Source organism: Micromonospora sp. NPDC049836, from assembly GCF_044465125.1.
Lineage (GTDB): Bacteria > Actinomycetota > Actinomycetes > Mycobacteriales > Micromonosporaceae > Micromonospora.
This window is the reverse complement of the sequence record NZ_JBITLH010000003.1, coordinates 20,814-42,664: the sequence shown is the minus strand read 5'-3', so window position 1 is coordinate 42,664 and position 21,851 is coordinate 20,814. Positions and strand designations below refer to the sequence as shown.

Sequence of the window (21,851 nt, the reverse complement as noted above, 5' to 3'; positions counted from 1 at the left end):
CCTGAATGGTCGTCGTCGCGGTACGACGTCGGTCGCCCTGACTGCCCTGGTGAGCCGGCGTGCGTGACGGCGGGTGCGAGCTCAGCGGCGGGCCAGCGTCAGGAACCGGGTCCACGCCGCCGGGGTGAAGGTGAGCACCGGCCCGGCCGGGTCCTTCGAGTCGCGTACGCCGACCACGCCGGGCAGGTTGGCGGCGACCTCGACGCAGTCGCCGCCGTTGCCGCCGCTGCGGGTGCTCTTGCGCCACCGGGCGCCGCTCAGCTCCATGCCGCCGCAACTTCCCTCAGCAGTTCCAGGGTCCGCGCGCGGGGCAGGGCCTCGCCCCGGATGCGTTCCCACCGACGCTCCAGGGTAGCAATCTCCGAGGGCTGCTCGATGATCTGCGCGCGGGCCTGGCTGTCCACATGCGCCACCCGGTTGCCGTCGCGCAGTTCGGCGATGACGAACGGCCCGTCCAGCCCGGGATAGCTGGGCGTGTCCAGGGGCACCACGTGGAGCTGCACGTTCGGCAGCTCGGCGCAGGCGACCAGATGGGTCACCTGCGCGGCCATCAGCGCCCGGTCACCGGCGGCGGCGCGGCGCAGCACCTGCTCGTCGAGCACCACGACGTACAGCGGCCCGCGCGCCCGGGTGAGGACGGCCTGGCGGTCCAGCCGGGCGGTGACCAGATCGGTGATCTCGTCGGGGGTGAGCGGCTGACCGATGAACGTCGCCCGCGCGTACGCCTCGGTCTGCAACAGGCCCGGCACCCAGGCCAGTTGGAAGGCACGCAGCGCGACCGCCTCGCGCTCGATGTCGACCCACGGGCGGAACCACACGGGCTCGCGGCGGCGGATCGCGTCCGGCCAGAGCGCCTCGATCGGCTGGCCCAGCAGGTTCGCGACGGTCGCGCGGTGCCGGCTCTGCGGGATGTGCCCGGGGTTCGCCCACCGGGCCACCGTCTTCGGGTGCAGGCCGAGCCGTTCCGCCAGGCTCTCGGCGGTGAGGCCGGCGCCGGCCAGCGCGGTGACGAAGGCATGGTTCATGCCCGTTCCTCCCCGGAGCAAAAGAACCGTCCGAAGGAGATTACACAACGCTGTGTGATTGTACGGGCACCGTCGGCACGGTGGAGGCATGACCGATCCGACGCCGACATCGGCGTACCCCCGGGTGGTGCTGCCGCTGACCGGACACCGCGCGTGCGGTCCGGCCTGGCGCTGCGACCGCTGCGGCGAGCCCTGGCCCTGCCCGACCCTGCGCGCCGCGCCCACCGACGCGACCCGCCGCGCCACGATGATCCCCGAGTTCTCCCGGATCACCCGGCAGGCCATCCGTGACCTGCGCGGTCAGCCCGGCGGCCCGGACCCGATCGCGATCGTGCGGCGCTTCCTGTGGTTCCTGCCGCTCACCGACGCCGAGGCGCGCGCCGTCGCGCTCCGGCTGCGCTGACCGCGGTACGGCGAAGGCCGCCCCCCGCCGGAGCGGGAAGCGGCCGTCGACGAGTCGTACGCGATTCAGTTGGCGATCATGCGGCGCAGCACGTACTGCAGGATGCCGCCGTGCCGGTAGTAGTCCGCCTCACCGGGGGTGTCGATGCGGACCACGGCGTCGAACTCCACGCCGGTGTCGGTGGTGACCTTCACCGTGCGCGGGGTGTCGCCGTCGTTGAGCGCGGTGACGCCGCTGATCGAGAACGTCTCGGTGCCGGTCAGGCCCAGCGACTCGGCGGTGGTGTCGACCGGGAACTGCAACGGCAGGACGCCCATGCCGATCAGGTTCGAGCGGTGGATCCGCTCGTACGACTCGGCGATGACCGCCTTGACGCCGAGCAGCATGGTGCCCTTGGCCGCCCAGTCGCGCGACGAGCCGGAGCCGTACTCCTTGCCGGCCAGGATGACCAGCGGGACACCCGCCTCCTGGTAGGCCACCGAGGCGTCGTAGATCGAGGTCTGCTCGCCGGTCAGGTGGTTGACCGTGAAGCCGCCCTCCACACCCGGGACGAGCTGGTTGCGCAGCCGGATGTTGGCGAAGGTGCCGCGGATCATCACCTCGTGGTTGCCCCGGCGGGAGCCGTACGAGTTGAACTCGTGCCGGGCCACGCCGTGCTCGGCCAGGTACCTGCCGGCGGGGGAGTCCGCCTTGATCGAGCCGGCCGGGGAGATGTGGTCGGTGGTCACCGAGTCGCCCAGCTTGGCCAGCACCCGCGCGTCGGCGATGTCCCGCACCGGCTGCGGGTCCTTTGCCATGCCCTCGAAGTACGGGGGCTTGCGCACGTAGGTGGACTCGCCGTCCCAGGAGAACGTGTCGCCGGTCGGGGTCGGCAGCGACTGCCAACGCTCGTCACCGGCGAACACGTCGGCGTACGCGGAGCTGAAGCCGGTGGCGCCGATCGCCGAGGCGATGACGTCCTGGATCTCGGCGCTGTTCGGCCAGATCTCCCGCAGGAACACCGGGTTGCCCTGGGCGTCCTCGCCGATCGGCTCGTTGGCCAGGTCGATGTCCATGGTGCCGGCGAGCGCGTACGCGACCACCAGCGGCGGGGACGCCAGGTAGTTCATCTTGACGTCCGGGTTGATCCGGCCCTCGAAGTTGCGGTTGCCGGAGAGCACCGAGACGACGGCCAGGTCGCCCTCGTTGACCGCGGCGGAGACCTCCTCGGGCAGCGGACCGGAGTTGCCGATGCAGGTGGTGCAGCCGTAGCCGACCAGGTTGAAGCCGAGCTTCTCCAGGTAGGGCGTGAGGCCGGCGCGGTCGTAGTAGTCCATGACGACCTTGGAGCCCGGCGCCAGGGTGGTCTTCACCCACGGCTTGCGGTTCAGGCCCTTCTCCACCGCGTTGCGGGCCAGCAGCGCGGCGCCGATCATGACCTGCGGGTTGGAGGTGTTGGTGCAGGAGGTGATCGCGGCGATCACCACGGCGCCGTGGTCCAACTCGTACTCGACGCCGTCGGCGGCGGTCACCCGGACCGGGTTGCTGGCCCGGCCACCCGCGCCGACCGCGGCGGTCTCCAGGTCCCGCGGGGCGTCGGCCGGGTCGTTGATGCCGTTGGCCGGGGAGTCGCTGGCCGGGAAGGACTCGGCGGACGCCTCGTCGGCCGGGCCGTCGGCGCCGAAGGGCTTCTCCTGCTGCGGCACGCCGGGCTTGCGGCCCGGGTCGCCGCCGGTCTCGTCGGCGGCCACGTAGTCGGTCAGCGCCGAGCGGAACAGCGTCTTGGCCGAGCCCAGCGGCACCCGGTCCTGCGGGCGCTTCGGGCCGGCCAGGGACGGCTCGATGGTGCCGAGGTCCAGCTCCAGGCGCTCGGAGTACTCCGGCTCGTGGTCCGGGTCGTGCCAGAGGCCCTGCTCCTTGGCGTACGCCTCGACGAGCGCGACCTGCTGCGGGTCGCGACCGGTCAGCTGCAGGTAGCGGACGGTCTCGCTGTCGATCGGGAAGATCGCCACGGTCGAGCCGTACTCCGGCGACATGTTGCCGATGGTGGCCCGGTTGGCCAGCGGCACCGCGCTCACGCCCGGGCCGTAGAACTCGACGAACTTGCCGACCACGCCGTGCTTGCGCAGCATCTCGGTGATGGTGAGCACCAGGTCGGTGGCGGTGGTGCCGGCCGGCATCTCACCGGAGAGCTTGAAGCCGACGACCCGGGGGATGAGCATGCTGACCGGCTGGCCGAGCATCGCGGCCTCGGCCTCGATGCCACCGACGCCCCAGCCGAGCACGCCCAGGCCGTTGACCATGGTGGTGTGCGAGTCGGTGCCGACCACGGTGTCCGGGTACGCCTGGCCGTTGCGCTCCATCACCGTGCGGGCCAGGTACTCGATGTTGACCTGGTGCACGATGCCGGTGCCCGGCGGGACGACCTTGAACTCGTTGAACGCGGTCTGGCCCCAGCGCAGGAACTGGTAGCGCTCCTTGTTGCGCTGGTACTCCAGCTCGACGTTGCGCTCGAAGGCATCCTCGCGACCGAACAGGTCGGCGATGACGGAGTGGTCGATGACCAGTTCGGCCGGGGCGAGCGGGTTCACCTTGGTGGCGTCGCCGCCGAGGTCGCGGACGGCCTCCCGCATGGTGGCCAGGTCCACGACGCAGGGCACGCCGGTGAAGTCCTGCATCAGCACCCGGGCCGGGGTGAACTGGATCTCCACGCTCGGGTCGGCGCTGGCGTCCCACGCGCCGAGCTGGCGGATGTGGTCGGCGGTGATGTTCGCGCCGTCCTCGGTCCGCAGCAGGTTCTCCAGCAGAATCTTCAAGCTGTAGGGCAGCCGGTCGTGGCCCTCCACCTTGCCGATCTTGAAAATCTCGTAGCTCGCGTCTCCGACGCGTAGCTGGGTCTTCGCACCGAAGGTGTCGAGGCTCGCCACGTCGTACTCCTTCACACCAGCGACCGTGAGTAGTCCTGAGCAGTCTGTCGCACCGGCCGGGGCGCCGCCGCGCTTAGGCAACACTTACCCGGCCGTGCTTCCAACAAAACCGTACGTCCGTCTTGCTATCCGCGCAACCTCGTGTCAGGGTTCGGGACGAGGAGGTGCCTCCATGATCCACCACGTCCTGCTCGCCTGCCCACGCGGCTCCGAGGAGCTGTCCCGCTCCTTCTACACGGGCCTGCTCGGCATGACCGAGAAGGCCAAACCACCGGCCCTCGCCGCCCGCGGTGGTTGCTGGTTCACTGGGTACGACGCCGAACTGCACCTGGGCGTCGAGGACGACTTCCGGCCCGCCCGGAAGGCGCATCCCGCGCTGCTCCGCCCCGACCTCGACGCGCTCGCCGCCCGGCTGACCGCCGCCGGCCATCCCGTCACCTGGGGTGACGAGGAGGTTCCCGGCATGCGGCGGTTCCACACCCACGACCCGCACGGCAACCGGCTGGAGTTCCTCGCCCCGGTGACCACCGGCTGACGAGGCGGTTCGGCCGCCCGCTCCCGGGTAGGGTTCGAGGTCGGACCGGAAGGGGTGGGTGTGGTGGACGTACAACACCTGCTCGCCGCGCTTCCCCCGGGCGTCGCCTACCTGATCGTCGCCGCGGTGATCGGCGTGGAGAGCATGGGCGTGCCGCTGCCCGGCGAGATCGTGCTGGTCAGCTCCGCGCTGCTGGCCGCCACCGGGGTGATCGAACCCCACTGGGTGGCCACCGCCGCCGCGGCCGGGGCCATCGTCGGCGACTCCATCGGGTACGCCATCGGCCGGCGCGGCGGGCGTCCCCTGCTGGTCCGGCTCGGCCGGCGCTTCCCGAAGCACCTCGGCCCGGCGCAGCTCGCCCGCGCCGAACAGAGCTTCGCCCGGCACGGCGTCTGGGCCGTCTTCTTCGGCCGCTTCGTGGCCCTGCTGCGGATCCTCGCCGGGCCCCTGGCCGGCGCCCTGCACGTGCCCTACCGCCGCTTCCTGCTGGCCAACGCGGCCGGCGGCCTGGTCTGGGCGTTCGGCACGACGTACCTGCTCTTCAGCGTGGGGCGGGCGGCCGAGCACTGGCTCAAGGACCTCTCCTGGGCCGGCCTGGCGCTGGCCGTGCTGGCCGGCGTGGTCAGCACCTGGTGGCTGCGCCGCCGGGCGCACCGGCCGGCGGCCGTGGAGGTGCCGGACGAGGCGCAGCGGGTACCGGCCGGCGACCGCTGACCGCTCCCGCGCGACAACTCCCCGCCAGACCGCGCCGAGTTGGACGACGCCCCGCCTGACGGCGTCGACCTGGACGGCTCCCGGGCGGCTCCCGGGCTGGCGGTGCCGGGTTGGTCGGCTCCCGGGTGGGCGGTGCCGGGTTGGTCGGCTCCCGGGCTGGCGGCGTCGAGTTGGTCGGCTCCCGGGCGGGCGGTGCCGGGTTGGTCGGCTCCCGGGCTGGCGGCGTCGACCTGGACGGCTCCGGGGCGGGCGGCGTCGAGTTGGTTCTGGCGGTTGACGTGCCGAAAGGGCCCGACCCCTGTGGGGTCGGGCCCTTTCGGGTGTTGCTCGGGCTGCCGAGTGGTGCTCGGATCGTCAGGAGGCGCTGTAGCCGCGGGTGGCGATCCAGTCGGCGAGGTTGTCGACGCTGATGCGGTAGGAGGCGGTGTTCGGGTTGGCGCTGTCGGCGATGGTGACGGTGTGGCCGTTGTCGTGGTAGCCGGTGACGCTGATGTAGTGGCCGCCTTCGAAGGAGTGGGTGTTGCCGTCGGTGTCGGTGGTGGTGCCGGCGATGTTGGCGACCACGGCGCGGCCGTCGTCGACGGTGCGCACGATGTCGGCGCGCAGGGTGTCGGTCTGCTTGTCGTCGGCCTTGCTGTCCTTGATTTCCACCGACCGGTAGTGCTTGCCGGTTTCCTTGTTCAGGACGGGGGTGATGTCGTTGATGCTGTTGGTGCCGGCCTCGGTGGTGCCCATTTCCTTGGCCATGGCGTCCACGTCGATGTTCTTACCGAGCACGGACAGGGCGTTGCGGGTGGCGGCGGGGCCGCAGTAGTAGAAGTTGGGCTGGGCCTCGTAGCGGACGTCGAGTTCGCGCTCGCCGTGGCCCTTGCGGTCGGTGCTGACCTGCGTGGTCTTCTCCGCGGGGGCGGCGTGGGCGGCGATGGCGGGGCCGGCGATCCCACCGGCGGTGGCGGCGAAGCCGGCGGCGGTCAGGACGGTGTTACGCAGCAGAGTGGTACGCATGATGAGTGCCTCTCTGATCGGGGGTGACGCGACAGCCACACAAAGGGGGGTGTCTGCTGCCGCGCGCAAAAGGGGGGGGAAAGTCTTTGGGGATGCCTGGCGGTCGGTGACCTGCTCGGGCGTGCCGGGGGGTGTAACCGTCGGCGGCGGGGAAGTGATTCCCTCGGCCTTGCCGATATCCGGGGGTGGACCGGTGGTGCACGATCCCGGGGGATGTAACGACCCGGGGCCGGGGATCGTTCCCCTCGGCTTGACCCCGGGTGGACCGGGTGGTGCACGGTCCGGGGGATGTAACGGCCCGGGGCCGGGGATCGTTCCCCTCGGCTTGACCGGGGTGGTGCGCGGTCCGGGGGTATAACGACGGCCGGTGGCCGATCATTCCGGCCGGCGCTTCCGCACCCTGGGGGCGGGGCTGCTCTACGGCCTGCCATGTTCAACGACCCCGACCCCGGCATGATTCCGCCCTGCGGGTGGCCCCGACCACGGCACACCAGGCCCCAAACCACCCAACGGCCACCACCACCCACCAGCCGAATTCGGATGAGCCGACCATGCCCGTCGCCACGGCCCGGGATGGGGGTCCCGGACACTACCGACCTCGATGGCGGAAACGACCCACAGCGGGGCACGAAGAGGATGATCCACCCCGGTTGCGGCGATCCGGTGCTTCCTCGACGCCGGATGGCCCCGTTTACCGCATCCCGGCGCGGATCAGCCGCGATGACCGGCTGGCCGCCGTGACGGCGAGTCGTTCAGGTCAACAGACCAGTAGCGAGCGGAAGGACACCGGCCCCGGCTGCCGCATCAGGCGGGAGGATGATCCACCCCAGTTGCGGCGATCCGGTGCTTCCTCGACGCCGGACACCCCCACTTGCCGCATCCCGGCGCGGATCAGCCGCGATGACCGGCTGGCCGCCGTGACGGCGAGTCGTTCAGGTCAACAGACCAGTAGCGAGGTGGAGGACACCGGCCCCGGGTGCCGCGTCGGGCGGGAGGCTGGTCTGCCCGGGTTGCGGCGATCTGGTGCTTCCTCGGCGCCGGATGGCCCCGTTTGCCGCATCCCGTCGCGGATCAGCGGACTGTGGCGGTGAGTCGTTCACGTCATCAGATCAGTAGCGAGCGGAAGGGCGCCGGCCCAGGCGACCAGGCCGAGCCGTCTGGTCGCCCAACGGACGGCTGCATGTCCGAATGCGGTGACGCGCCTGGGAGCCTTCACCCCATGCCCGGCTGGGCCCTATGCCCGGATTGTGAAACGTGAGGACCGGCGCGGCTTTCAGGGCTGGTGATCGACTCCGGTTGCGGCACGTCGGTGTATCCCGGTTCGGGGATGGCACGGAATGCCGCATCTCGTGCGCGCTGTACCGCACCCGGGCGGCCGTCTTGGCCGGACGGGTGTCCAGGTCGGAGGGTCCGGGGTCTGCCAGGATGTCGGGCATGGAGATCTGGCACAACCCGTCCTGCTCGAAGTGCGCTACCGCGCGCGCCACGCTGGACGAGGCGCAGGTGCCCTATCGGCTGCGGGCGTACCTGACCGAGCCGCCGAGCGTGGCCGAGGTGACCGAGGTGCTGCGTCGGCTGGACGCCCGGGCGTGGGACATCTGCCGGACCGGCGAACCGGCCGCGGTGGCCCTCGGCATGGCCGACTGGGCGCGCGACGACGACACCGAGGCACGCTGGATCGACGCCCTGGTCGCGCATCCGGAACTCATCCAGCGCCCGATCCTGCTGCTCGACGACGGCAGCGCGCTGGTCGGCCGTACCCCGGAGTCGCTGGACGAGGCAGTCCGCCGCAGCGACGGCTGACGCCGCCCTCGACGCGGCGGTGCGGGGGCGTGCGAGCGGTCAGGGCCTGTCGTCGGCGCGGGTGGTGGCTCCGGCCGCCTTGGCGTGCCGCTCGCGCAACCGCTCCCGGATCTCCTCCGGGGTGTACGCCCGCCGCCGCCGCTCGGCCCGGGCCACGACGACGCCGGTCGCCGCGACGCCGGCGAGGCCGGCCAGTCCGAGCACCTTCCACCACCGCATCCGTTGCCGCATCGGCCTAGGGTAGTCCTTCATGAGCATCAGCCTGGACGAGGCCGTGGAGCTGACCCGCACCGGCGACCTGTGGGTGTTCCGGGGGCGCAGCATGCCCGACCGGGCCATCCAGTTCACCACCAACAGCCCGGTGAACCATGTGGGGATGGCGGTGGTGCTGGACGACATGCCGCCGCTGATGTGGCACGCGGAGCTGGGCCGGTCGCTGCCGGACATGTGGACCGGCAGCCACCAGCGCGGCGTGCAGCTGCACGACCTGCGGGACGCGGTCTGCGTCTGGGCCAACCGGTACGGCCAGCGGGCCTGGCTGCGTCAGCTCGACCCGCCGGCCGGCCCGGCCATGGAGGAGGCCGTGCTGCGCACGGTGGCCCGCCTCGACGGCACCCCGTTCCCGTCCACCGCCCAGCTCGCCTGGCGCTGGGCCCGGGGCCGGGTGCCGGAGCTGCGCCGCCGGGGTCGGTCCAGTGCGGACCGTGGCGCGCCGGCCGAGGTGGATCGGTCGGGTGGGGACGGGGTGGTGCCGGTGCGCGACCGGGCGTTGGAGACGGCCTACTGCGCCGAGGTGGTCGCGGTGACCTACGAGGCGATGGGGTTGCTGCCCGCCGGCCGACGGCCCAACTGGTACGACCCGGGCCGGTTCTGGAGCGGCGACGACCTGGACCTGACCGGGGGCGCCCAGCTCGGCGCGGAGATCGAGGTACGGATCCCGCCGCGCTGACCAGGTTTGCCGGCACCGCCCACCGGTAATGGTGAGCCTCGTGACGGCTTCGACGGACCTGGACGCGCTGACCGACTTCTTCGGCCGGTACGGGGTGGCGCTGACCACCGCCGACGTGCCCGCCATCGCCGGCTGCTACGCGCTGCCGGGGCTGGTGGTCGCGGACACGTACAGCTTCTCGTTCACCTCGCCGGCGGCCGTGGCGCTCAGTTTCGTCGGCGCGGCACCCGACTACCAGGAGCGCGAGCTGATCGCGGCGCACGCGCAGATCGAGGACGTGCAGCAGCTTTCCGTGCTGCTCACCGAGGTGGCGGTGCGGTGGGAGTTCCTGGACAGCCAGGGCCGGACGGTGCCGGGGGAGCGCTACCGCTACCTGCTGCGCTCCACTGACGAGGGCCCGGCCATCTGCACGGTGATCCGGACCGCCTGAGGCGGATCAGCCCGGACAGGGCGCCGGGTGGACCGACCCGACCGGCCGGACCGGCGTGGGCGGGGAGGGCTGCGCCCGGCGTCGGGCCCGGCGCGGCGCCACCGCCGCGGCGAGGTCGGCGACGAACTCGTCGATGGTCTCCTTGGTCACCCCGGGCATGCAGATCAGGTGGCTGCGGCCGGCGCTGCTGGCGAGCACCCACTTCTCGGTGACCGTCGCGGGCGGGGTGGGGAAGACGACGGTGAACGCGTGCTCGTGTCGCCAGGCCGGCCAGTTCGCCTCGTTGAGCCGGTCGACCGCGTACGCGGCCAGCTCCCGGGCGCGGTCGGCGCGCTCGCGCAGGCCGTGCCGGCCGAGGCTGCGGATCGCGTACCAGAGCAGCAGGGCCGGATGGCCGCTGCGCGAGCCGCTGATGGTGGTGTCCACCGTGGCGGTGTAGTTGGGCGTCTGCCCGAGTTGCTGCTGGAGGGTGCGGCGGGTCAGCACCACGCCGCAGGGCACCGGCGTGCCGAGGAACTTGTAACCGGAGACGGAGATGCTGTCGGCCGTGCCGTCCAGCCGCAGCGCGGCCCGGCCGTCGGCCAGCGCCAGCGGCACGCCGGCGAGAGCCCCGTCGACGTGCAGGTGGTGCCGGACCGCGGCCCGGCCGAGCAGGCGCCGGATGCGCGGCACGTCGTCGGCGGCCTCGGTCATCGTGGTGCCGCAGGTCGCCACGACGATCGCCGGACGGTCCCGGTGCTGCTCGATCATCCGGGCGAGGTCGTCGTAGTCGACCTCGCCGCGCTCGTCGGTGCGGATCGCCACCGCGTCCAGGCCGAGGATGTCGACGCACTTCGGCACCGAGTAGTGCGCGTCGGCGGAGTAGTAGACCAGGCCCTTCGGGAACCGGTGGCGGGCCAGGTAGAGGGCGTAGAGGTTGCCCTCGGTGCCGCCGGAGGTCAGATAGCCCCACCGGTCGTCGGCGGGCGCCTGGAACAGGTCGCCGAACCAGTCCAGCACCTCCCGCTCGTAGCGCTTGGTGTGGTTGGCGCCGGCCGGGTCGGTCCACGGGTCGCCGATGTTGTTCAACAGGGCGCCGAAGATCGGGGCGAGCGGGCTGTAGTCGATGTCGGTGGCGACCGGGAAGCCGACGTGGGTGCCCCGACCGGCGGCGACGGCCGCCCGCAGTGCCGCGATGTCGGCGAGGAGCTCCTGTGGATCGGTGGCGGACTCGTCGCGACGCGGGTCGGCTGGCAACGGGGCGCTCCTCATCACGGGTGCTCGGAGCAAAGAGTGGACCATGAGTCACGGAGAGCAGGCAAGCGTTACGAACTTGGCCACCAATTGTCCATAATTGCCGTCCCCATCGGCCTGACCTGGGCACCGGCCACTGTCGACGGTGGCGCTCCCTTCCTGAGCCGCGAGTCAGATCGCCGTGGCCTGGGCATTGTGTGCGTACGGTTGATAAGCCGGTGCGTACAGTGAGATCATCGGCCGGGCGAATCCCAGCTAGCCAGGAGCTTCCACGTGTCGCAGGATCACCGGTCGCCGCTGCCGCGTCCGTCTTACGAGGACCCCCGGGACCACGGCGCGACCCGCGGGTCGACACACCGACCGGCGACACCCCCGGTTCCGCCGCCGGCCCGGTGGCTGCGGGACGGCGTCCAGCGCTTCCCCGCGACCGGCGGCCCGGAGCAGGGCTACGGCGGCGTCCCGGCCGGGCCGGACCGGGACGCCCAGGACCCCCGCGGCTACCGTGCGGCGTCGACCGGCCAGGCGCCCGCCGGCCACCCCGGTGCGCCCGGGCCCCCCTATCGCGCCCACGAGGCCGCCGGCTACGCCGCGCAGGAGGCCGCGGGCTACGGCGCCCAGGGGACGGCGGGCTATGGCGCGCAGCGGGCCGCGGGCTACGGCGCCCAGGACGCCGCGGGTCACGCCGCGCAGCAGGCCGGCGGTTACCCCGCGCAGGAGAGCGGTCGCTACGGCGCCCAGGACGCCGCCGGGTATGCCGCTCCGGGAACCGGTGGCTACGGCGCTCAGCCGACCGCCGGTTACGCCGCGCCGGAGACTGGCCGCTACGGAGCTCAGGAATCCGCCGGCTATGCGCCTCAGGAACCCGGTGGTTACTCCACTCAGGAGACTGCCGGGCACGCCGCCGTGACCGACCGGTCCCGCTACAGTGGCCCGGCGCCGGCAACCAGCCGGGGCGTGGCGACCGGTCCGGGGTACGCCCCGCCGCCGGCCTCCTTCGCCCCGGAGGCGGCCGCCTACCGCACCGGGGAAGTGCCGCGGCACCGGATGCCCGACCCGGGTTTCCGGTCGCCGGCCGAGCCGACCGGTGACCCAGGCCGCCCGGCGAGCGGCCGTCCGGCGCCCGCGGCCTGGTCGGCCACCCCCACCGGCCCCGGCGTCCCCGGCGGTGCCGGTGGCCTCGGCGGCCCTGGTGAATTCGGCGGTCCCGGTGGCCTCGGTGGTCCTGGTGGCCTCGGCGGGCTGGGCGGTCCCGGCGGGCTGGGCGGGGCGGAGCAGGTCGCCGACGGCTACTCCGGACCGGCGGTGCAGAACCAGATCCGGCAGGCGCTGGTGCACCGCGTGCAGTACGCCAACGCGCTGCACGCCTCGCACTACTGGGACCTGCGCCGGACCAAGCCGGTCGGGCCGCACGCCCTGGTCTTCCTCTACACCTGCCTGGATCCGGCCTTCTCCACCCCGCGCCGCCCCTACTTCGAGATCAAGGCGGCGTCCCGGCTGTTCCGGGACGGCGACGACGTCCAGGATCTGCCGGCCCTGTTGCAGGAGCTCACCGAGATCGCCAAGGGTTACCTCGCCGACGGCGGGGTCTTCGACCCGGTGGCCCAGATGACCCAGACCGCGGAGCCGATGCCCGCCGGCGCCACCTACGTCGGCGTCGCCGTGTCCACCCTGCTCGGCGACGAGCGGGTGGCCGAGGAGGTGGTGGCGAGCGGCGGCGGTATGGGCATCCCCGGCCGGTGTCTGGTGGCGCTCGCCGACGGCAACCTGCTCCTGCTCGACCGGCCGGCCCGCTCCCACGAGCACGTCGAGGTCTACGCCAGCTTCCCGCACTTCACCAGCGGCGGGGTGGAGTACCGCAGTTGGCGGCCGTTCACCGCGGAGCAGCAGGCGGATCCGGCCTGGCCCTGGCTGCGGCGCCTCAACCAGCTGGCGATGCTCGGTCAGGAGCGCAAGGCGGCGGTCACCTCGGCCACCGTGGCCGGCGGTCGCCGCCGCCGCTGACCAGCACGAGGAACGGCCCGCCCCCGGGGTCCGGGGGCGGGCCGTGGTGTGCCGGTCAGAGGGAGCGACCGACCAGGTCCTGCTCGATCACGGCGAGCGGCCGCGGCTGCCCCTGCCCGACGTTCTCCAGCACCTCGGGGCGGGTGGCCCGCAGCACCGACGCCCAGCCGAGGCCGACCGCCACGGCCAGCGCGACCGCACCGGGGACCAGCCACTTGGTGGCCGAGTCCGCCGGGGTGCCGAGCACGGCGGAGAGGTTGACCAGGGTGGTCAGCAGCGCCGCGCCGACCAGCACCGCGCCGATCAGCGGCGCGACCGTACGCTGCCAGGCGCTCTCCGTGGAGCCGCCGCCCTTGCGGAAGAAGGCGACCGCGGCGAGCGAGGTGACCGCCATCATCAGCAGGACCGCGATGGCCGCGACGCCGGAGAGCCAGCTGAACATGATGGCCACCGGGTCGGCGCCGGTGAGCGCGAAGATCAGGATCACCGGCAGCGCGACGGCCGACTGGAGCACCGAGCCGGCGACCGGCGCGCCGCCCCGGCCGATCCGCTCGAACACCGCCGGCAGCACCCGCTCCCGGCCCAGGCTGAAGGCGTACCGGGCGATCGAGTTGTGGAAGCTGACCATGGCGGCGAAGACGCTGGTCACCACGAGGGCGGTCGCCACGCTGCCGAGCAGCGGGCTGGCGTGCGTCTCCAGGATCGAGAAGGGCAGCCCGGAGGCCGGGTCGCGGGACTCGTCGACCACCCGGTCCGGCCCGACCGCCACGGCCAGCGCCCACGCCGCGAGGGCGTAGAGCAGGCCGAGCAGGATCAGCGCGGAGTAGGCGGCCCGGGAGACCGCCTGCGGCGACCGCGACTCCTCGGAGTAGACGGCGGCGGACTCGTAGCCGACGAAGGACGCCGCGCAGAAGGCGACCACACCACCGATGCCGGGCACCAGCAGGTTGCCCGGGCTCAGGGGCGCGAAGCTGACCGTGCCGCCGGCCGGGTTGGCGAACGAGACCAGGATGAACAGCAGGATGACGGCGACCTCCACGGCCAGCACCGCGCCGAGCAGGCCGACGCTGATCCGGGACTTCAACACGCCGATCAGCGCGACGGCGGCCCAGGCGACGAGCGCCCAGAGCCACCAGGCGCCGCCGAGGCTGCCGCTGGCCACCGCGCCGAGCAGGCCGTACAGGCAGATCTGGATGGCGTTGTAGCCCAGCAGCACGACGGGGGCCGCGACCACGCCCCAGAAGCGTCCGAAGCCGGCCGCGAGGGCGGCGTAGAAGACCCCGGCGCTGGAGACGTAGCGGGCCATCGCGAGGTAACCCACGGAGAAGAAGAGCAACGCGGCCGCCATCACGAGGAAGCCGAGCGGTGTGCCGGTGACGCCGGTCGAGGCGTACGTGGCGACGATCGCACCGGCGAGCACGGCCATGGGGGAGGAGGCGGTCGCACTGAACACCAACAGGGCGCTGGTCCCGAGGGACTTGCGGATCAGCCCGGTTGGCGCGCTGGCAATCTGCATGGGGGGTGCTCCGAGTCGGGGTGAGGGATGGGTTGTCGGGATGGGACGGGTGGGCCGGCGGCCGGGCGTGGCCCCGGTCGCGGCCGGTGCTGCGAGGGGTGGGCCCGCCGACTGGTCATTCACAGTGGACCGACGATCCGAGCTTGCGCGACATCGCCCGGAATCGAGCCATTTATGGATCTCCAATCGATGAGCCCGGACAGCGTAGCCGACAACGCGCTGCGGTCCATCGGATGCGCGGCGTGTCGGCACATCCCCGATTCGCCGTCCCGGTCGAGGTGCCGTCCGGCTGTCCGGCACCGGCCGGATCCCCGGGCGGCCGGGCCGAACCGCCGCGCACCGGTCATCCGTTCTCCGGCTCGCGTCGACCGGACGGGCGGATCGCCCCGGCCCGGCTGGGAACGGCCGTTGTCCCTGGCTACGCTGGCGCCGCGACGGGGCAGCTGGGGGTACGCTGACCCCCGGAACAGGGGGAGGATCATGTCCCGCACGCGGCGTGCCCGCCCGTCGGCCGGCGCCGCCATCGCGTCGTCGCCCTGGATCGTGGTCTCGATCGGCGTGCTCGTCATGGTGGTGCTGCTGCTCGTCGCGCTGGGCGCGACCCGGAGCCGGCGTCCGTACGCCGATGCGCCGCTGCCACCGGACGGGCGGATGACGCTGCCCGCCCTGGCGGCCACCACGGCGTCGGCCCCGCCGACCTCCGCCGCGGCTCCGGTGGCGCCCCGGGTGTCACCCCGGTCGACGGCGCTCTCCGGCCGGCCGACGTCGAGCGCGTCGGCCACCCGGACTCCCGGCGGCGACCGGCCGGTCCCGCCGAGGTCCGCCACCCCACCGCCGGCCTCGGCGGCCTCGCCGGTCGTGTCCTCCGCGGTGACCGGCCGGTACGGGGTGGTGAGCAGCTTCGACGGTGGCTTCATCGGCCAGGTGCGGCTCACCAACACCGCCGGCGCCGCCCGGGGCTGGACGGTCCGGCTGTCCTTCTCGCGCGGACGGGTCGTCACGTCCTGGGTGGAGGGCGCCGAGCAGGGGACCGCCACGGTCGTCGACGGTGTCTTCACCTATCGCAGCGGTGTGGACCTGAAGCCGGGCGAGGTGGTGCGGTTGCGTTTCCACGCCGAGAACACCGGCACCACCCGGCCGGCCAGTTGCACGGTCGACGGGTCGCCCTGCACCGTCGGCTGACGCATCGACCGCCGTCGGCGGTACGCCGGTAGGTCCGCAGATCGCTCATGCTGCGCTTTCGCAAGGTTGCTGCTTTGTTGCGACCTGGTTTGCAAGGTATTGCAGAATGTTTCGGCAAGGGCTAGCGTGCGGGCGAATCAGCGACCAGAGAAAGGCCGTCGATGAAACCCCCGCCGATATCTCGCAAGGCCCTGCTGGCCTTGGTCTCCTCCCTGGTGCTCACCCTCGTCGGCGTGCCGGTGGCCATCCACCAGCTGGGTGCCGACGGCGGCGTACCCGCCACCCCCGACGTGCTGGCCGCCGCCGGCGCACCCCAGTGGCGCACCGAGCCGTCCGCCGAGACGCTGCTCAAGGCCGGCAACGACGACGCCAAGGCCGAGCAGTTCTACTTCGTCCTGCCGGACCGGTTCGCCAACGGCGACCGGAGCAACGACACCGGTGGCTTGACCGGCGACCGGCTCGCCACCGGCCTGGATCCGACGGACAAGGGCTTCTACCACGGCGGTGACCTCAACGGCCTCATCGACAAGCTGGACTACATCCAGGGCCTGGGCACCACGGCCATCTGGCTCGCCCCGATCTTCAAGAACCGGCCCGTGCAGGGCACCGGCGCCGACGTCTCGGCCGGTTACCACGGCTACTGGATCACCGACTTCACCCAGGTCGACCCGCACTTCGGCACCAACGCCGAGCTGAAGAAGCTGGTCGACCTCGCGCACCGGCGCGGGATCAAGGTCTACCTCGACATCATCGCCAACCACACCGCCGACGTGATCCGGTACGCCGAGGACAAGTACGGCTACGTGGACAAGAAGACCGCGCCGTACACCGACGCGCAGGGCCGGGCCTTCGAGGACCGCAACTACGCCGACGGCACCCGCGCCTTCCCGCGGGTCGACAAGGAGTCCTTCCCGTACACGCCGACCTTCGCCAGCCCGGCCGACGCGAAGGTCAAGGTCCCGGCGTGGCTCAACGACCCGACCATGTACCACAACCGCGGCGACTCCACCTTCGCCGGGGAGAACAGCGAGTACGGCGACTTCTACGGGCTGGACGACCTCTGGACCGAGCGCCCCGAGGTGGTCCGCGGCATGACCGACATCTACGCGCAGTGGATCGGCCGGGCCGGCGTGGACGGCTTCCGGCTGGACACCGTCAAGCACACCAACCTCGACTTCTGGCCGCAGTTCACCCGCGGCATCAACGCCGCCGCCGCCCGGGCCGGCAAGCCGGACTTCTTCATGTTCGGCGAGGTCTACAGCGCCGACCAGGAGATCGAGTCGACGTACGTGCGGCGCGGCGGGCTGCCGGCCACCCTGGACTTCTCCTTCCAGGAGGCCGCCCGCGGCTACGCCGCCGCCGACGGCTCCGCCAAGGCGCTCGCCGACGTGTACGCGAGGGACGACCTGTACGCCGCGCGGAACACCGACGCCAACCGGCTCACCACCTTCCTCGGCAACCACGACATGGGCCGGATCGGCTCCTTCATCGCGGCGACCGGCGGGGACGACGCCGCCCAGCTCAACCGGGACCAGGTCGCCCACCAGCTGATGTTCCTCACCCGCGGCCAGCCCGTCGTCTACTCCGGCGACGAGCAGGGCTTCACCGGCCCGGGCGGCGACAAGGACGCCCGGCAGGACATGTTCGCCTCGAAGACCGCGGACTACCTCGACGACGACCTGATCGGCACCACCCGCACCCACGCCGCCGACCAGTACGACACCGGCCACCCGCTGTACCGGACCATCGCGGAGCTGGGCCGGCTGCGGCAGGCCCACCCGGCGCTGCGCGACGGCATCCAGGTCACCCGGTACGCCGCCGACGGCCCCGGCGTCTTCGCCTTCTCCCGGGTCCAGCCGTCCGAGCGGGTCGAGTACGTGGCAGCGGTGAACAACGCCGCCAGCCCGCAGACTGTCACGGTGGACACCTGGTCGGCCGGCGCGCGCTTCACCGGCGTCTACGGCGGCGCGGCGAGCGCGACGGTGGCCGGCGACGGCAAGCTGACCGTCACCGTGCCGGCCATGTCGGCCGTGGTGCTCCGCGCCGACCGGGCCATCCCGCCGGCCGGGGCCGCCCCGACGATCACCCTCACCGCGCCGGGCGACGCCCCGGTCGCCACCACCGCCACCGTGACCGCGCAGGTCACCGGCGACCCGCTCGCGACGGTCACCTTCGCCGCCCGGGTGCCCGGCGGGAAGTGGACGCTGCTGGGCAGCGCGCACCGGGCCCCGTACACCGTCCACCACGACCTGACCGGCCTGGCCGGCGGGACGCAGGTCGAGTACAAGGCCGTGGTCCGCGACGGCCGGGGCCGCCTCGCCACCACCCGGTCCACCGGCGTGGTCGGCACCCCGGCGCAGGGCGCGTCGCGGGACTGGGCGGTCGTGCACTACCAGCGCCCGGCCGGCGGGTACGCCGACTGGGGCCTCTACACCTGGGGCGACATCGACCCGGCGTACCAGACCGACTGGCCGAAGGGGCAGCCGTTCGCCGGTGAGGACTCCTACGGCCGGTTCGCCTGGGTCAAGCTGAAGCCGGGTGCCACGTCGGTCGGCTTCCTCGTGGTCGACTCCGACGGGACCAAGGACGTCGCGAACGACCGCACCATCGACGTGACACAGACCGGCGAGGTCTGGGTCAAGCAGGGCGACCCGACGCTCTACCCGACCCGGCAGGCCGCCACCGGCGAGCCCGACCCGCCGGCCGACCCGAGCACCGCGGTCATCCACTGGCGCAAGGCCGACGGCGACTACGCCGGCTGGGGCCTGCACCTCTGGGACGGCGCGGCCACCCCGACGGACTGGGGCAGCCCGCTCATGCCGGAGAAGATCGACGCGTACGGGGCGGTGTTCCGGGTGCCCCTCGCGGCCGGCGCCACCGGGCTGAGCTACATCGTGCACCGCGGCGACACCAAGGACCAGCCGGACGACCAGCGGCTCGACCTCGCCACCGCCGGGCCCGAGGTCTGGCTGCTGGCCGGGGTCAAGGGCCGGCTGCTTCCGCCGACCACCTCCGGCGTCGCCAAGGATCTCGACCTCACCAAGCAGAAGGCGCAGTGGATCGACCGCGCCACCATCGCCTGGTCGACCGGCCCCACCGACGGCAAACGGTACGCCCTGGTGGCGGCACCGACCGGCGGGCTGGGCATCGCCGACGGCGAGCTGACCGGGACGTACACCACCCTGCCGCTGGCCGCGCGGCGCAACGGGCTCACCGAGGCCCAGCGGCAGGCGTACCCCCAGCTCTGGGCCTACCGCGCGTTCACCCTGGATCGGGCCGACCTGGCCAAGGTTCCGGCGGCGCTGCGCGGGCAACTCGTGGTGACCGAGCGGGACGCCGAGGGGCGCCTGCTCGGCGCCACGGGGGTACAGATCCCCGGCGTGCTCGACGACGTCTACCGGGGCGCGACCGACGCGCGGCTCGGGCCGACCTTCACCGGCGGGGTGCCGACCCTGGCCGTCTGGGCGCCCACCGCCCGCGCGGTGTCGCTCCAGCTCTACGACTCGCCGACCGCGCCGGCGAAGACGGTGGCGATGCGCCGCGACGACGGCACCGGCGTCTGGTCGGTACGCGGCAGCCGGGCCTGGACCGGCAAGTACTACCGCTACCAGGTCGAGGCGTGGCAGCCGGCGGCGCAGAAGGTGGTCACCGCGTCGGTGACCGACCCGTACTCGGTGGCGCTGGCGGCGGACTCCACACACAGCCAGATCGTCGACCTGAACGACCGGGCACTGGCCCCGGCCGGCTGGGCCGACCTGCGCAAACCGGCCGCGGTGCCACCCGCGAAGGCGCAGATCCAGGAGCTGTCGGTCCGCGACTTCTCCATCGCCGACGGCACCGTACCGGCCGAACGGCGCGGGACCTACCTGGCCTTCACCGACCCGGACACGGCCGGCATGAGGCACCTGAAGGCGCTCGGCGACGCCGGCGTGAACTACCTGCACCTGCTGCCGGCCTTCGACTTCGCCACCATCCCCGAGAAGCGGGCCGACCAGAAGCAGCCCGCCTGCGACCTGGCCGCGCTGCCGCCGGACTCCGACCAGCAGCAGAAGTGCGTGGCGGCGGTCGCCGACACCGACGGCTACAACTGGGGGTACGACCCGCTGCACTACACGGTGCCGGAGGGCGGCTACGCCGTCGACCCGACCGGGGCGAAGCGGACCACCGAGTTCCGGCAGATGGTCGCCGGCGTCAACCGGGCCGGCCTGCGCGTGGTGATGGACGTGGTCTACAACCACACCTCGGCGGCGGGGACCGACCCGAAGTCGGTGCTCGACCAGATCGTGCCGGGCTACTACCAGCGGTTGCTGGAGGACGGCAGCGTCGCCAACTCGACCTGCTGCGCCAACACCGCCCCCGAGCACGCCATGATGGGCAAGCTCGTGGTGGACTCCCTGGTCACCTGGGCGAAGCAGTACAAGGTGGACGGCTTCCGGTTCGACCTGATGGGCCACCACCCGAAGGCCAACATCCTGGCCGTCCGGGCCGCGCTGGACCGGCTCACCGTCGCCCGCGACGGGGTGGACGGGAAGAAGATCCTGCTCTACGGCGAGGGCTGGAACTTCGGCGAGGTCGCCGACGACGCCCGGTTCGTGCAGGCCACCCAGGCCAACATGGCCGGCACCGGGATCGGCACGTTCAACGACCGGCTCCGCGACGCGGTGCGCGGCGGCGGGCCGTTCGACGGCAACCCGCGGCTGCAGGGCTTCGCGTCCGGGCTGTTCACCGACCCGAACGGCGACGGCGCCAACGGCTCGGCCGCCGAGCAGCGGGCGCGGCTGCTGCACCAGCAGGACCTGATCAAGGTGGGGCTGACCGGCAACCTGCGGGACTACCGGTTCACCGACTCCTCGGGCCGGCGGGTCACCGGCGCTCAGGTCGACTACAACGGCTCGCCGGCCGGCTACACGGCGGCGCCCGGGGAGGCGGTCACCTACGTCGACGCGCACGACAACGAGATCCTCTACGACGCGCTGGCGTACAAGCTGCCGCAGGCCACCTCGGCCCCGGACCGGGCCCGGATGCAGGTGCTCGCGCTGGGCACGGTGGTGCTGGGGCAGGGCACCGGGTTCGTCACGGCCGGCTCGGAGCGGTTGCGCTCCAAGTCGCTGGACCGCAACTCCTACAACTCCGGGGACTGGTTCAACCAGATCCGGTGGGACTGCGCCGAGGGCAACGGCTTCGGCGCCGGCCTCCCGCCCGAGCAGGACAACAAGGACAAGTGGCCGTACGCGAAGCCGCTGCTGGCCGACCCGGCACTGGTGCCCGACTGCGCGGCGATCGGCCTGGCCGACGCCCGGTACGCCGAGCTGCTGGAGATCCGCCGGTCCTCGCCGGTGTTCGGGCTGGCCACCGCCGGCCAGGTGCAGCAGCGGGTCGCCTTCCCGCTCTCCGGTGACCGGGAGACCCCGGGCGTGCTCACCATGACCCTGGACGCCCGCGGGCTGGGCGGGTCGTGGCAGTCGGTGACCGTGGTCTTCAACGCCACCCCGGCGACGGCGAAGCAGACGGTGACCGGCCTGCGCGGCGCGAACGTGGCGCTGCACCCGGTGCTGCGCGACTCCGCCGACCCGGCGCTGCGGACCGCCTCGTTCGACCGGGCCGACGGCACGTTCACCGTGCCGCCGCGCAGCGTGGCGGTCTTCGTGCGGAGCTGACGCCGAACGGGGTCCGGCCCCCTGCCACCGTCAGGTGGCAGGGGGCCGGACCGTTGCGCGCTCGCGCCGCGGTACGTCCGTCAGTTGAAGCAGTCCTTGACGGTGCCGGCGCAGTTGGTGGGGTCGTTGTTGGTGATGGTGGATTCGTCGTCGAGGCGGACCTTGCCCTCGTTGTTGAGGATGCCGCCGGCGGCGCGGTGGGTCTTGGACGGGTCGGTGGCGGTGTTCTTGGTGACGTGGGTGCGGTTCAGGGTGACCGTGCCCTTGTTGTTGAAGATGCCGCCGCCGTTGAGGGCGGTGTTGCCCTTGACCTCGGTGTTGCGCAGGGTCAGGGTGGCGTTGTCGTCGTCGCCGTGCTGGTTCTGCGGGAAGCCTTCGACGATGCGGGCGTTCTGGTCGCCGTTGAAGATGCCGCCGCCGAAGCGTCCGGCGGTGTTCTCGACGATCCAGCTGTCGGTGATGGTGGCGGTGGCTTCCTGGTCGTGGTGTTCG

Annotated in this window: 16 protein-coding genes and 1 pseudogene; 9 read left to right on the top strand and 8 right to left on the bottom strand. The window is 72.6% G+C overall.

What is annotated here, in order from left to right:
• Positions 1-81 precede the first annotated feature (81 nt).
• Positions 82-267, bottom strand: coding sequence for a DUF397 domain-containing protein (locus ACIBPB_RS08110; RefSeq protein WP_357323270.1), 186 nt, complete (start codon positions 265-267; stop codon positions 82-84).
• The gene (locus tag ACIBPB_RS08105; protein ID WP_357323273.1) at positions 258-1,025 is read right to left on the bottom strand and encodes a DUF5753 domain-containing protein; all 768 of its coding nucleotides are present in this window, start codon (positions 1,023-1,025) and stop codon (positions 258-260) included. Before ACIBPB_RS08105 ends, ACIBPB_RS08110 begins: the two co-directional genes overlap by 10 nt.
• A gap of 88 nt (positions 1,026-1,113) precedes the next feature.
• Between ACIBPB_RS08105 and ACIBPB_RS08100 the strand changes: the two genes are divergently transcribed.
• On the top strand, positions 1,114-1,428 hold the full coding sequence (locus ACIBPB_RS08100) for a hypothetical protein (RefSeq protein ID WP_396838873.1): 315 nt from the start codon (positions 1,114-1,116) through the stop codon (positions 1,426-1,428).
• 65 nt (positions 1,429-1,493) lie between these two features.
• Here ACIBPB_RS08100 and ACIBPB_RS08095 read toward each other — a convergent pair whose 3' ends face one another.
• A complete protein-coding gene (locus ACIBPB_RS08095; RefSeq protein ID WP_396838871.1) occupies positions 1,494-4,349 on the bottom strand; it encodes an aconitate hydratase in 2,856 nt (951 codons plus the stop codon).
• 157 nt (positions 4,350-4,506) lie between these two features.
• On the opposite strand from ACIBPB_RS08095, the gene ACIBPB_RS08090 reads away from it, so the two are divergent.
• Together ACIBPB_RS08090 and ACIBPB_RS08085 are read left to right on the top strand one after the other, a co-directional pair.
• Positions 4,507-4,869: a VOC family protein gene (locus tag ACIBPB_RS08090; RefSeq protein WP_357323281.1), complete on the top strand. Its 363-nt coding sequence runs from the start codon at positions 4,507-4,509 to the stop codon at positions 4,867-4,869.
• Between the two features lie 63 nt (positions 4,870-4,932).
• The gene (locus tag ACIBPB_RS08085) at positions 4,933-5,583 is read left to right on the top strand and encodes a DedA family protein (RefSeq protein WP_396838870.1); all 651 of its coding nucleotides are present in this window, start codon (positions 4,933-4,935) and stop codon (positions 5,581-5,583) included.
• 354 nt (positions 5,584-5,937) lie between these two features.
• Here ACIBPB_RS08085 and ACIBPB_RS08080 read toward each other — a convergent pair whose 3' ends face one another.
• Complete coding sequence (locus ACIBPB_RS08080) at positions 5,938-6,588, bottom strand: C39 family peptidase (RefSeq protein WP_396838868.1); 651 nt, start codon at positions 6,586-6,588, stop codon at positions 5,938-5,940.
• A gap of 1,434 nt (positions 6,589-8,022) precedes the next feature.
• Here ACIBPB_RS08080 and ACIBPB_RS08075 point away from each other — a divergent pair.
• Positions 8,023-8,391 carry an ArsC/Spx/MgsR family protein gene (locus tag ACIBPB_RS08075; RefSeq protein ID WP_396838866.1) on the top strand — a complete coding sequence of 123 codons (369 nt, stop codon included), beginning with the start codon at positions 8,023-8,025 and terminating at the stop codon, positions 8,389-8,391.
• Between the two features lie 39 nt (positions 8,392-8,430).
• Here the strand turns inward: ACIBPB_RS08075 and ACIBPB_RS08070 are convergent, their stop codons facing one another.
• Positions 8,431-8,622 carry a hypothetical protein gene (locus ACIBPB_RS08070; protein WP_396838865.1) on the bottom strand — a complete coding sequence of 64 codons (192 nt, stop codon included), beginning with the start codon at positions 8,620-8,622 and terminating at the stop codon, positions 8,431-8,433.
• A 19-nt stretch (positions 8,623-8,641) separates the two neighbouring features.
• Here ACIBPB_RS08070 and ACIBPB_RS08065 point away from each other — a divergent pair, with 19 nt between their 5' ends.
• Both ACIBPB_RS08065 and ACIBPB_RS08060 read left to right on the top strand, forming a co-directional pair.
• On the top strand, positions 8,642-9,340 hold the full coding sequence (locus ACIBPB_RS08065) for a hypothetical protein (RefSeq protein WP_396838864.1): 699 nt from the start codon (positions 8,642-8,644) through the stop codon (positions 9,338-9,340).
• Positions 9,341-9,380: 40 nt separating this feature from the next.
• Positions 9,381-9,770: a hypothetical protein gene (locus ACIBPB_RS08060; protein WP_396838863.1), complete on the top strand. Its 390-nt coding sequence runs from the start codon at positions 9,381-9,383 to the stop codon at positions 9,768-9,770.
• A 6-nt stretch (positions 9,771-9,776) separates the two neighbouring features.
• Here the strand turns inward: ACIBPB_RS08060 and ACIBPB_RS08055 are convergent, their stop codons facing one another.
• The gene (locus ACIBPB_RS08055) at positions 9,777-11,006 is read right to left on the bottom strand and encodes a histidine decarboxylase (RefSeq protein WP_396838861.1); all 1,230 of its coding nucleotides are present in this window, start codon (positions 11,004-11,006) and stop codon (positions 9,777-9,779) included.
• Between the two features lie 270 nt (positions 11,007-11,276).
• On the opposite strand from ACIBPB_RS08055, the gene ACIBPB_RS08050 reads away from it, so the two are divergent.
• Positions 11,277-13,004 carry a hypothetical protein gene (locus tag ACIBPB_RS08050; RefSeq protein ID WP_396838860.1) on the top strand — a complete coding sequence of 576 codons (1,728 nt, stop codon included), beginning with the start codon at positions 11,277-11,279 and terminating at the stop codon, positions 13,002-13,004.
• 55 nt (positions 13,005-13,059) lie between these two features.
• Here the strand turns inward: ACIBPB_RS08050 and ACIBPB_RS08045 are convergent, their stop codons facing one another.
• The gene (locus ACIBPB_RS08045) at positions 13,060-14,520 is read right to left on the bottom strand and encodes an APC family permease (protein WP_396838859.1); all 1,461 of its coding nucleotides are present in this window, start codon (positions 14,518-14,520) and stop codon (positions 13,060-13,062) included.
• Positions 14,521-15,000: 480 nt separating this feature from the next.
• Between ACIBPB_RS08045 and ACIBPB_RS08040 the strand changes: the two genes are divergently transcribed.
• On the top strand, positions 15,001-15,702 hold the full coding sequence (locus ACIBPB_RS08040; protein WP_396838858.1) for a cellulose binding domain-containing protein: 702 nt from the start codon (positions 15,001-15,003) through the stop codon (positions 15,700-15,702).
• 161 nt (positions 15,703-15,863) lie between these two features.
• Positions 15,864-21,359 (top strand): pullulanase-type alpha-1,6-glucosidase, encoded by a 5,496-nt coding sequence (gene pulA, locus ACIBPB_RS08035; RefSeq protein WP_396838857.1) that lies wholly within the window; start codon positions 15,864-15,866, stop codon positions 21,357-21,359.
• Positions 21,360-21,439: 80 nt separating this feature from the next.
• Here the strand turns inward: pulA and ACIBPB_RS08030 are convergent.
• Positions 21,440-21,851 (bottom strand): annotated as a pseudogene (locus ACIBPB_RS08030) (hypothetical protein); the annotation flags it as partial.

Coding starts and splice junctions, on each gene's coding strand:
- ACIBPB_RS08090 (WP_357323281.1), top strand. CDS start 4,507: ATGATCCACCACGTCCTGCTCGCCTGCCCACGCGGCTCCGAGGAGCTG.
- ACIBPB_RS08070 (WP_396838865.1), bottom strand. CDS start 8,622: ATGCGGCAACGGATGCGGTGGTGGAAGGTGCTCGGACTGGCCGGCCTC.
- ACIBPB_RS08100 (WP_396838873.1), top strand. CDS start 1,114: ATGACCGATCCGACGCCGACATCGGCGTACCCCCGGGTGGTGCTGCCG.
- pulA (WP_396838857.1), top strand. CDS start 15,864: ATGAAACCCCCGCCGATATCTCGCAAGGCCCTGCTGGCCTTGGTCTCC.
- ACIBPB_RS08105 (WP_357323273.1), bottom strand. CDS start 1,025: ATGAACCATGCCTTCGTCACCGCGCTGGCCGGCGCCGGCCTCACCGCC.
- ACIBPB_RS08075 (WP_396838866.1), top strand. CDS start 8,023: ATGGAGATCTGGCACAACCCGTCCTGCTCGAAGTGCGCTACCGCGCGC.
- ACIBPB_RS08045 (WP_396838859.1), bottom strand. CDS start 14,520: ATGCAGATTGCCAGCGCGCCAACCGGGCTGATCCGCAAGTCCCTCGGG.
- ACIBPB_RS08110 (WP_357323270.1), bottom strand. CDS start 267: ATGGAGCTGAGCGGCGCCCGGTGGCGCAAGAGCACCCGCAGCGGCGGC.
- ACIBPB_RS08080 (WP_396838868.1), bottom strand. CDS start 6,588: ATGCGTACCACTCTGCTGCGTAACACCGTCCTGACCGCCGCCGGCTTC.
- ACIBPB_RS08040 (WP_396838858.1), top strand. CDS start 15,001: ATGTCCCGCACGCGGCGTGCCCGCCCGTCGGCCGGCGCCGCCATCGCG.
- ACIBPB_RS08065 (WP_396838864.1), top strand. CDS start 8,642: ATGAGCATCAGCCTGGACGAGGCCGTGGAGCTGACCCGCACCGGCGAC.